At 61.7% G+C, this 10806-nt stretch carries 7 protein-coding genes and 1 pseudogene; 3 read left to right on the top strand and 5 right to left on the bottom strand.

Annotated features, from left to right (window positions below):
• Positions 1 to 53: 53 nt before the first annotated feature.
• Positions 54 to 1361, top strand: a complete 1308-nt coding sequence (locus AC1DVN_RS25345) for an HNH endonuclease signature motif containing protein (RefSeq protein ID WP_477994331.1) — start codon at positions 54 to 56, stop codon at positions 1359 to 1361.
• A gap of 94 nt (positions 1362 to 1455) precedes the next feature.
• Here AC1DVN_RS25345 and AC1DVN_RS25340 read toward each other — a convergent pair whose 3' ends face one another.
• The 5 genes and pseudogenes from AC1DVN_RS25340 to AC1DVN_RS25320 all read right to left on the bottom strand — a co-directional run bounded on the left by AC1DVN_RS25340 (position 1456) and on the right by AC1DVN_RS25320 (position 8558).
• Positions 1456 to 2745, bottom strand: coding sequence for a PucR family transcriptional regulator (locus AC1DVN_RS25340; RefSeq protein WP_019745783.1), 1290 nt, complete (start codon positions 2743 to 2745; stop codon positions 1456 to 1458).
• Between the two features lie 35 nt (positions 2746 to 2780).
• A pseudogene (locus tag AC1DVN_RS25335) lies at positions 2781 to 4103 on the bottom strand (phytoene desaturase family protein); the annotation flags it as partial.
• A gap of 23 nt (positions 4104 to 4126) precedes the next feature.
• Positions 4127 to 5974 (bottom strand): DUF3556 domain-containing protein, encoded by a 1848-nt coding sequence (locus AC1DVN_RS25330; protein ID WP_477994330.1) that lies wholly within the window; start codon positions 5972 to 5974, stop codon positions 4127 to 4129.
• Between the two features lie 85 nt (positions 5975 to 6059).
• Complete coding sequence (locus AC1DVN_RS25325; protein WP_477994329.1) at positions 6060 to 7532, bottom strand: class I adenylate-forming enzyme family protein; 1473 nt, start codon at positions 7530 to 7532, stop codon at positions 6060 to 6062.
• 132 nt (positions 7533 to 7664) lie between these two features.
• The gene (locus AC1DVN_RS25320) at positions 7665 to 8558 is read right to left on the bottom strand and encodes a LysR family transcriptional regulator ArgP (protein ID WP_269576734.1); all 894 of its coding nucleotides are present in this window, start codon (positions 8556 to 8558) and stop codon (positions 7665 to 7667) included.
• Positions 8559 to 8633: 75 nt separating this feature from the next.
• Here AC1DVN_RS25320 and AC1DVN_RS25315 point away from each other — a divergent pair, with 75 nt between their 5' ends.
• Complete coding sequence (locus AC1DVN_RS25315; RefSeq protein WP_020971145.1) at positions 8634 to 9254, top strand: LysE/ArgO family amino acid transporter; 621 nt, start codon at positions 8634 to 8636, stop codon at positions 9252 to 9254.
• Between the two features lie 113 nt (positions 9255 to 9367).
• On the top strand, positions 9368 to 10690 hold the full coding sequence (locus AC1DVN_RS25310) for a ClC family H(+)/Cl(-) exchange transporter (protein WP_477846041.1): 1323 nt from the start codon (positions 9368 to 9370) through the stop codon (positions 10688 to 10690).
• Positions 10691 to 10806: the final 116 nt, after the last annotated feature.

The following is a 10806-nucleotide window of genomic DNA, read 5'->3' as shown; positions in this document are numbered from 1 at the left end:
CTTGACTCGAACACATATTCGAATATGGTTTGAGGTGGGGATCGGGGGATTCAATGAGTATCAACACATCATCTGACGTCGTTTGTGGTTCTGCGGTGGGTTTGCGCGGACGCCTGTGGCGGTTGACGGCTGCGGAGTTGCGGGCCGCTGCTATCGAGGCGAGTGCGGAGATTCTTCGTCTCGAGGCTGTTCGGGTGGCGGTGGTGGACGAACTCTCGTTGCGGCCGGATGATCAGGTGATTGCGAGCCGCGGGGTGGGTTGCTGGTTGGCGGCGAACACGATGCTGCAGGTCCGGGACGGGAAGAAGATCGCCGCCCTCGGTGCAGCGCTACGCCCGTTTCCGGCGGTGGCGGCCCGGTTCGATGTCGGGGATTGCTCGTTCGATCATGCAGTGTTGATCGTGGCGTTCTGCGAGTCACCTCCGAAGGGGATGCCGGAGGAGGCGCTCCCTCGCTGTATCGATTTGTTGTTGGCTGCTGCGTCGGGGGTGGAGGCGACAACGACGAAGGTGCGGAGTGTTATCGCGACCTTGGAGCGGGTGTTCGAATCCGATGAGATTCCGCCTGCCGAAGATACCGATCGGAAYGAGTTGCGGATCGCGTCGACGTTGAATGGTCGGGTGGTGGTGCGCGGKGATTTCGATGCTCTCACCGGGGAAATGTTGYTGTCGGCGTTGTCGAATCTGACGATGCCGACCCCGGCACCGGATGGAACYCCGGATTCTCGGTCTGCGGCGAAACGCACGGCGGATGGGTTCACCGAACTGATCCGCCGGTACCTCGATTGCGCGAAGACCGGTTTCGATGGTGGGCAGCGTCCGCACGTGAACGTGCACATCAACGCGCGTGATCTGGCTGAGCATCGGGATTGCGCCGCCGCGCCCGCGCCCGATGGTGGTGGAGTGGCTGTGTCGGATCTTGATGTCGGGCACATGCCGTGGCTCGGGCCGCTGTCCGTGTCGCAGACCAGACTCCTCGGATGTGACTGCTTCCTCTCGACCGTTCTGCTCGACAGCCACGGCGCACCGTTGGATGCGAAACCCGGGAAACGGTTGGTCTCTGCCGAACAGCGAGTGGCGTTGATCGCCCGCGACAAAGGCTGCGCGTTCCCCGGATGCACATGCGTGCCGGCATGGACGGATGCGCACCATATCCGGCACTGGGCCAACGGCGGCCCGACGGTGATGAACAACCTTGTCCTACTGTGCCGTTCGCATCATCGGCTGATGCACCGCAAGTCCGGGTTCGTCGGGAAATGGGTGATCCGCATCGGCGCCGACAACAAACCCTGGTTCATCCCACCACCCTCGATCGACCCGCAACAGCACCCGCGGCCCGCGAACACCACCTTCAAAACCTGAGGTGGTACTCCTCGGGCACAACAGAACACGGCTAGGCTCCGCATCGGACATCAAACCCCGATACGGAGCCCACAGGCCGTGGCGCGTCCACGACTCACGAGGTTTTAGCGGGGCGCAGGACCGATCTACCCAACAACTCACAAACCTGTAGGGCCAGAGCGAGATCCAACTTGTCTCGGCCGGCAGCGACTGGATCCCCGAGCGCCTTGTTGATGCGGTACTTCACTGTATTCCGGTGCAGATTCATGTGATTGGCAGTGTGCAGATGGCTTTCTCCGTGGGCGAAGTACACACTCAACGTCGTCCGCAAGGATGCAGCAGAAGGCGTATCGTCCGCCAACGGGCCTAGCACCTCCCAGACCCATGACTTCGTAGAATCGATGTTCTCGGACAGAAGTGAAACCACAGCGACGCCGCGGTCCCCGAAGCTCACCACCGGCCGTTGCGGCGTATCCGGCACGGCAGCAACCGAATAGGCGGCGGTTGCCTGTTCGTGAGATCGCTTGAAACCTTCGACCCCTGACCCTGGCAGTCCGATTGCCACCCGCGCTCCGCCGTCCAACGGCACTGCCGCAGCGAGAACCTCCGGATCCGGCGCAGGCACCCGGCGACCGAACGGCAGCCACGCCCACACCGTGCGTCGATCGATGGCGGTGATGATCGGCGGCTTGTCCGCTCCCGCCGCTGCGCCGAGATCACGTACGAGTCGATCGAGCGTGTTGATGCCCATGACGTCCGCATCCCACGTCGACCAAACCACCAGGGCGACGTGGTTCTGACCGAGTCGGTATCCGGTCTCAGCTTCGAATGCAGCGGTATCTGCGTTGGTGCCGGACAGGAGGGCGTGGATCGCGGCCGAATGGAGGTTTCCCTGCGCTGCCATCCATCGACTGCGTTCCCGCTCGTACGCGTCGAAGACGTAGAGCGTGATCCAGTCGATGTAGCTGTAGACCACATCCGAAGTGTGTTTCAGGACAGCCAAAGTGAGTCGCGCCGGAATATCCAGTGTGCTGATTTCGTCGTGACAGATCCGCATCAGATCGCCTTGGCCCATGTGGTAGGCCCGAACGAGAGAGTTGGACGGAACGTCCCGCTGCGCCAGACGCAGAGCGTATTCCACTGCGGCAGTAGTCGGTTGGAGATGGTCGATCGGAATGTCGTTGGCCAATACGTGGATGATCGTCGTGATGTTTCCCTGCACGCTGGCCTCGAGCATTTCGAGCAATTTGGCGTCTGCATCCAATTGGTCGATTTCGTGAGCCATCATGAAGGCCATCTCACGCGCGATGTCGGCACTGCGCTCGTCGAGTCGTCGGGCCAACTCGGCAACCACCGCAAGCACTTCCGGCTCCGCGGCTGCAGGCACTCGGGCGAGACGCCGCATCGCGCCGGCGCCTCGCTCCTTGTGCGATGGACTACTCACAGAACTTCCGCACCCTTTCGTCGCAGGTACTTCAGAGCCGATTCGGCCGCGTTGTACCCGCACATTCCATGTGCTCCGGCACCCGGCGGGGTCGAGGCCGAGCACAGGTAAGTGCCCGCGATCCCCGTGCTGTACGGATCGACTGCGACGCGCGGACGCAAGACAACCTGCAGTTCGGTGTTGGCACCTCCGATGATGTCGCCGCCTACCTGATTCGGATTGTCTTGTGCCAGGTCAGCTGTACCACTGCTCGATGTCGCGACGATCTGATCCCGGAATCCTGGCGCAAACCTCTCGATCTGACGAATGATCGCCTCTGTAGCGTCGCCGGCATATCCGTGTGGCACGTGCGCATAGGCGTACAGCGGATGAACGTTCCCGGCGGATCGGGTGGGATCAGCCAGGTATTGCTGACCGAGGAGCACGAACGGCCGGTCCGGCATGCGGCCTGAATTCGTCTCACGCTCAGCGGCCACGATTTCGTCGAAACCACCTGCCAGATGGACAGTTCCGGCCCGAGCGCAATCCGGATTGGTCCACGGCACATGACCTTCGATCGCAAAATCGACCTTGAACGCTCCGGGAGCCTGCTTGAACTTTCGATAGGCTCTCGCCACTCGGCCCGGGAGTCGATCGCCCAGTATTTCGAGCGCACCCCCCGGATTGACATCCAGCAGAACAACATCGGCGTCCGGAATCTCGGAGGCCGTGCGAACCCGAATGCCGGTGTCGATCTTGCCGCCGTGATCGAGGAGCATCGCGGACATGGCGTCGGTGATCGAACGCGAACCTCCCTCGGCAACCGGCCAACCGTAGCGGTGACCAGCAGCAGTGATCATCAATCCCACCGCCGAGGTGGCCGGACGGTTGAGTGGATAGAAGGCGTGCGCGGCAACCCCGCCGAACAGCGCCTTCCCTTTGTCGGTCTTCCACAACTTCGCGGTCACGGTTGCCGGAAGCAGCGCTCGCGGACCGAAAGCTGCGAGCCGCAGCGGATGCCGCGGGACATTGACGATCGGGCGCATCAGGTCGGACGCCAATGCATCGAATCCCGTCGACAAGTCACCGAACATGCGTTGCCATCGAGGTCCGTCCGCGCCGAGTCCCGCCGCCGTCTGCTCCAGCGAGCGGTACAGAACACCGGCGTCCCCGTTGTCGAGCGGATGCGCGCAGTCCACCTCTGCCCATCTCCAGATCAGCCCGTATCGCTCGAGGTCCAGCTTTGACAGGTACGGCGAGCCGATACCCATCGGGTGAAACGCCGAGCAGTGATCGTGAATCAACCCCGGCACGTCGATCGGACCGGAGCGGGTGCCTCCGCGCCCCACGACTACGGCCTTTGTCACTTACTCACCTCTTGCTCGCTACCGCTGGCCCTCGTACGCATCTTCGGCTCGGAGACAACCTGCGGATCTGTTGCCGCGCGGTCGGCCCGTACGTCCAGTGTCCACTGAACGTCGAACGGAATGGGCCCGTTCGGCAACCACGGTTGTTCGGCAACTGCGTCGGCGACCTTGAAAGTACCTCGTTCGATGACGCCGAGAGCTGCGTCGATCACCTGGTACTCCTGCGTTCCCTTGTGGATGGGCTGCGATTCGATCCAGGTCACCAGGAACTCGCCGGGCGCGAAATTGCAGCGACGCTGAATGGCGGCGATCAACTTCGCGTCGTGCAGGTGCCCGTCACCGAAGTTGAAGGCGACGATGGAGTTGCACATGAACTCGGCTTCCCGCAGCGAGTACGTGTTGATGTCGTCGCCGAGGTGTCTGATCATCAGTGAGAACAGTGCACGCCCCTGGCTGTGCATGGAACGCCAACCCAACAGCTGATGCAGAACGACATCGGACACATCTTCGGGGTACATCGTCATCAACTGATTACGCGTATCCGGCGACGGACGCTTGATGTACTGGTCGATCTTTGCTTCGGCGCCCGGCGCGAATGCCCACGTCGCAGATGCCCAGTTGCCGGCGTACTGACGCATCGACGGCAGGAACGACACCAGATCGGGTCGAAGGTTTCCGAGAATGGGGAAGAAGGCAAGGGCTGCAATAATTCCCGCTGTGATCCAGGGTGAAGACATGGCGCCGAGGCCGTAGCCGTTCCACGCCGGAAAGCCCAGGAACAGGAAGACCGAGGCGTAAGCGAACAGAAGATTCCATTCCAGCGGAACGGCCAGCGGGAAGGTCGACGCGATGAAGAGATGGAATCCGACCATGAGGATCACCGCAAGGATGGTGAGTGTCTTGTTCGTCGAGAACAGCAGTATCAGCGGGGTGACGATCTCGACCATCGTTCCGGCCACGTGTGCGACCCCGCCGCCGAGGTGCGAGGGCCGCAGATCCTCCGGGAAATTCCGGTAGTGCGCACGCTTGATCTTCTTCGACGGGATCCACGGCGTATTGCTGAGCATCGGGGGGACCACCAGCGAGAAGTGACGGCCGAACTTCGAGACACCGGCACCGATCCACACCATGACGATCAGCAGTTTGAGCGCCAGAATCATGTCGACGAATGGCAGGAACGTGAAGAAGAAGATCGCCGGCAGGTACTGCTCACTACGGGCAGCGATGAAGGGCACCTTGTCCCGCAACCCGAGAATCACCATGAGCACGAGGAAGGAGTACAAGACCGTCGGGCGTACCAGTCCGGCATTGTCGGCGATTGCCGAATCGATTCCTGCGGTGTGAACGCCGGGAAGAACCGCGGCAACAAGAAGATTGGCGACTACGGCGACGTAGATGAAGACGTCGAACACCGTGCGGGTGTCACCCGAGGTGAGCGGCACCTTGCCCGGCCACGGTGGAAGGCGAATCGTGCCGGGGCGGATCCAGTAAAGAACTCCACCGGTCATCGGTTTGAAGTGGCCGGCCAATGGACCCCAAGACCCTGCCAGGCCCAGGATTTCGAGCATCATCGTCCAGATGATGAGTTTCTGGTAGACGATCGGCTGGTTCCACCATGATCCGATGTCGAACCACGAGAGGCCGGAAGTCAAAGTGGCAACGGCTGTTCCAGCTACCAGGTAGAGGAACAACAGTTTCATGATGTAGACGGTGTGGACCATCTTCGGTGTACCGAAGCCGTAATCCACCCAGTGCGTGGACATGTCACGCAGACGCTCGAGAAACGGCTTGTCCATGAAGGTTGCCGGATCGACGGGAGGGAAGTTTCCTTCTTTGAATCCCATGATGTGCTCCTGAAATACGGAATGTGGGCATGACGGATCGACTCGACGCACGTCGTCGAGTTGTGCTGGTATTACGGGGAAGGGACTAGTGAGCGGGAGTTGCGCTCAGAGCTCGTCTCATTCCGGGTTTATCGATCTTGCCCACCGGGTTTCGGGGAAGCGTATCGACGACGTAGATCGCCACTGGCACCTTTACTCGGGTGAGCAAGGCCGTGACATGTTCGAGCAGTTCGCCTTCGGTGACGGGCGCGTCGGGGTAGGCAACGACATAGGCAACTGGCACCTCTCCGTAGACCTGGTGCGGAGCGCCGATGACGGCGGCCTCGAGCACGGAAGGATGTGTGGCGAGCGAATTTTCGATCTCCTTGGGGTAGATGTTCTCGCCCCCACGGATGATCATGTCCTTGATGCGATCGACCAGGGTCAGGTAGCCGTCTTCGTCGAGGACCCCGACGTCGCCGGTATGCAACCAACCATCCTTGACGGTCTTCGCGGTCTCCTCCGGCTTGCCCAGATAGCCACGCATCACGTTGCCGCCCTTGATGACCACCTCTCCGGCAGTTCCGACGGGAGCAAAGGTTCCGTCCTCGGCAAGAATGGCAATCTGCTGGCCGGGCAACGCCGGGCCGACCGTACCGAGTTTGCGCAGGCCCTCCACAGGATTACAGGCCGACGCACAGGTCCCCTCGGTGAGTCCGTAACCCTCCACGATCACGAAACCGAAACGCTGCTCCGCGCGTTCGAGGAGTTCCTTGCTGATCGGCGCCGCACCGCACACGGCAAACCTCAAGGACGACGTGTTGATCGAGGCGTCTTCCGGCTGCGAGGTCAGCATCGCGTAGATTGCCGGCACCGCCGAGAAATACGTGGGGCGAAGCCGCGCAACGTCGTCGAAGAATCTCGAAACCGAGAACTTCCCGGTGACACTCACCTGTCCGCCGACAAGCAAGGGCGTCAGGACGCTGACGCAGATCGCGTTGACATGGAACAACGGCAGAATCAGCAGGCAGTGATCCGCGCCGGTAACACCGATGTTCTTGCCCATCGACGAAGCCATGAACTGCAGGTTGGAATGCGTGAGCATCACTCCCTTGGGCCGTCCAGTGGAGCCGCTGGTGTAGATGAGCAACGCCAGATCGTCTGCTGCAACATCGATTCCGGGTCGGGGATCGGTCGGCGGCACTGTCGCCAGATCGTCGACGACCAACACCGCACGGCCACCCGAGGGCGCATCGGCAGAGGCGGTGATGACCAACTCGGCCCCGGAGTCCGCGATCTGGTAATCCGCTTCGTTCGCGGTGAACATCGGATTGATGGGCGTAGCTGCAGCACCGATGCGCCAGGCAGCCATGATCGCGATCAGCAACTCGGCGCGATTGGGCAGCATGATCGCCACCACGTCACCGAGTCCGATTCCGAGTCCGGCCAATTGCGCGGCAACAGCTTCCGTACGATCTGCGAACTCTTCATACGTGAGTTCGACGTGGTCGTCCCGCAGGCACGGCTTCTTCCTGTACTTCTCCGCAAGATCCCAAGCCAGATATCCGATGTCCGCCACGAGAGTCAGCACCTTTCATTCGTGTGTGACTCAAAACACTATCGGCGTCCTGCGGCCGAAGAAACGGTCTCAGGGGATCAACTTATCCAGGTTCTTTGTTCCCTGAGCACAACGCCGCAAGGGCGGCGAACATCAGATCGAGGGCTGATGCAACACCTCGTGAGCGCGTCGGGTCACCACTTCGGAGATCCGGCGCAAGACGGGTGACGACAGTTTCCACTGCTGCCAGTACAGCGGAACGTCGTCCACGAAGTCCGGATCGAATCCGATCAACACCCCGCCGCGATCGTCTTCGCCGCACTGCAGGTCCGGTATCAACCCCCACCCGTATCCCCGCCTGACGGCGTCCGCGAAGTCTGCCGATGACGGAACAAGATGGCGAGGCGGATCTGCCGGGTGGCCGACCTTTTGATCGAGGTACCGATCCTGCAGCAGATCCTTGCGATTGAACACCACCAGCGGTGCCTCCGAAAGAGATTCGGCCGTGACACCATCTGCGAACCAGCGACGGCAGAACTCTGCGCTCGCCATCGGCCGATACCGCATGATGCCCAACCGACTGGAGGTACACCCTTGAATCGGTGACGCAACCGACGTGACGGCAGCCATGACCGAACCGTCGCGCAGCAGTTCGGTGGTGTGGTCTTGATCGTCGAGATGAAAATCGAAACTGACTTCTTGCGTGAACTCCGCGAGGGCCCCGAGAACCCAAGTGGACAGCGAATCGGCATTGACCGCGATCGAGACGCGGGCGAAGGTGTTCGAACCGTTTTCCAAACCGAGTTCTCGCACGGTGTCACGCGACAGTGCGTCTATCTGACGGGCAAGACGCAGGACTTCTCTCCCGGAATCGGTGACCTGGATGGGTTTGGTGCGCTGCACCAGGATCCGGCCAACCGAGGTCTCGAGAGCTTTGATTCGTTGGCTGACCGCCGAAGGCGTGATGTGCAGCTTCCGCGCCGCCGCCTCGAAGGTTCCCTCGTCGACCGCAGCGCGCAATGCCCTCAGTTGCTCGAAATCCAACATAATCTGAAGCTACTCTGATGCGTCCTAAGAATCATTAGCTGGACTGAATGAAATCTGAGCGGCAGGCTCGACAACATGCTCAGCACCAACGACCCTGCGTCGGCCCTCGTCGGTTTCGGAGTCGGACTGTCATTGATCGTCGCAATCGGCGCCCAGAATGCGTTTGTTCTTCGCCAAGGTCTGACGCGATCGCACGTACTCCCGATCGTCGCAGTGTGCGCGTTGTCAGACGCAATTCTGATCCTTGCAGGCATCAGCGGAATCGGGACCCTCCTCGAACACGCACCGTCGCTGATCACGTTCGTTCGTATCGCCGGTGCGGTCTTCCTCCTCAGCTATGCAATCTTCGCCGCCAAGCGGGCGCTTCGACCCCAGACGCTGGCGCCGGATCAGCACGGCAACGGTTCGAGGCTGGCCGCCGTCACGATGGCATTGGCTCTCACCTGGCTCAATCCACACGTTTACCTCGACACCGTGGTGCTCATGGGTTCAATTGCCAACGGTCGCGGCGAAATCGGACGTTGGTGGTTTGCGGCCGGTGCCATCACCGCGAGTGTGGTCTGGTTCAGCGCCCTCGGTTACGGCGCACGTCTGCTGACGCCGCTTTTTGCGAAACCCAACGCCTGGCGGATTCTCGACGCTCTGATCGCCGTGATGATGGCGGTTCTCGGAATCAGCCTGCTTGTCGAATTGTGACTCGGCTGCACAACCTCGATCCGACACTGCGGTATCGGGATGGGTTACCGTCCAAGGTGAGCAAGCTCAATTCACCTGTCGCGAGTTGTGACCATCAGGTAGGGCTGATCACGATGACCGAGGACGACGGCGGCACCGAACCGCGTGACTCCAACCGCGGACTGAGTTTGCTGTGCCTTCTCGCTGCGGTCGCCGGCGTCGGGGTCGGATTTGTCGGCGGCGCGTTCCGTTGGTGTCTGATCAGGGCCGACGAACTCCGTCGGACGATCGTGAACTGGGCGCATCACGTTCCGTACGTCGGGTGGCTCGTGCCGGTCGTCCTGGTGGCCTTGTGCACCGTGCTGGCCGTACTGATCGTCAGACGAGTCCCCCTCGCAAAGGGAAGCGGCATCCAGCACGTCGAGGCGGTGTCCCGCGGCGAAGCGAAACCGCCGGGAATCAATCTCGTGCCTGCCAGATTCATCGGCGGCCTCTTGGCGATCGGCTCCGGTCTGGTTCTCGGCCGCGAGGGCCCCACCGTACACATGGGTGCGGCGATCGGGGCAGAAGCGGGACGGCGGGCCCGCCTTGCCGAACCGGACGTCGCCATGCTGCAAACATCCACGGCCGGAGCAGGACTCGCCGTCGCGTTCAACGCGCCGATCGCCGGGGCACTGTTCGTCTGCGAGGAGGTGACGCACTCATTTCGGCTGCGCACCGTGCTGCCAACACTTTTCGGTGTTTCGGTCGCGGTGGGCTGTGCACGACTTGTCATCGGTGACCAACCCGATTTCGAGGTCGGCACCGTCCCGACGCCTCAACTCGCACTCTTGCCACTGTTTGTCGTCTTCGGAATCCTCACGGGGCTACTCGGTATCGCCTACAACCGCTTGATTCTGGGTCTACTCGACGCCGTTGCACGACTCGACAGGATCCCGCCGACTGTCATCGGCGCAACGATCGGCGCCACCATCGGCCTGGCGCTGTTCCTCGACCCGCTGGCCAGTGGGGGCGGCGACGTTCTTGCACAGATGATCGTCGGCGGAAGGACCTTCGTACTGCCGATCCTGCTGCTGTACTTGGCGGTTCGGTTCTTCACTGGCCCGCTCTCGTATGCCGCTGGAACTCCCGGCGGACTGTTCGCTCCCTTACTCGCACTCGGCGCACTCTGGGGGTCGATCTTCACCGGACTGTCGAGCTTCGTGCCCGGAGTGGACGCCGGGCTCACGGTCACCATGGCCACCATCGGCATGGCTGCCTTCTTCGGCGCTGTAGTGCGCGCACCGTTCACCGGCATCGTGATCGTGGTCGAGATGACAGCGGTGACGTCGACGCTCGTCCCGATGCTCGCTGCCACTGCGGCAGCGGTATTCGTCGCCACCGCGGCAGGGTCGGCACCTATCTACGACAGTCTCCGAGAACGGATGTTGGAAACTCGACACCCACCTCTGCGATGATCACGATCGACATCGTGCGCGGCGCACATCCCTGTGGCGCCGCGCCCCGATCGGATGGCAACTGGTACACCATCAAGGCACCCCGCTCCACTGATTACGCACCGCAAAATCTGCGA

It is taken from the genome of Rhodococcus sp. P4_E4, assembly GCF_056401575.1.
This window is presented reverse-complemented; position numbering and strand designations above follow the sequence as displayed.

What these genes read in the sequence shown, in the direction of transcription:
- AC1DVN_RS25315 (WP_020971145.1), top strand. Translation starts at nt 8,634, where the DNA reads ATGCTCAGCACCAACGACCCTGCGTCGGCCCTCGTCGGTTTCGGAGTC.
- AC1DVN_RS25330 (WP_477994330.1), bottom strand. Translation starts at nt 5,974, where the DNA reads ATGGGATTCAAAGAAGGAAACTTCCCTCCCGTCGATCCGGCAACCTTC.
- AC1DVN_RS25340 (WP_019745783.1), bottom strand. Translation starts at nt 2,745, where the DNA reads ATGCGGCGTCTCGCCCGAGTGCCTGCAGCCGCGGAGCCGGAAGTGCTT.
- AC1DVN_RS25320 (WP_269576734.1), bottom strand. Translation starts at nt 8,558, where the DNA reads ATGTTGGATTTCGAGCAACTGAGGGCATTGCGCGCTGCGGTCGACGAG.
- AC1DVN_RS25310 (WP_477846041.1), top strand. Translation starts at nt 9,368, where the DNA reads ATGACCGAGGACGACGGCGGCACCGAACCGCGTGACTCCAACCGCGGA.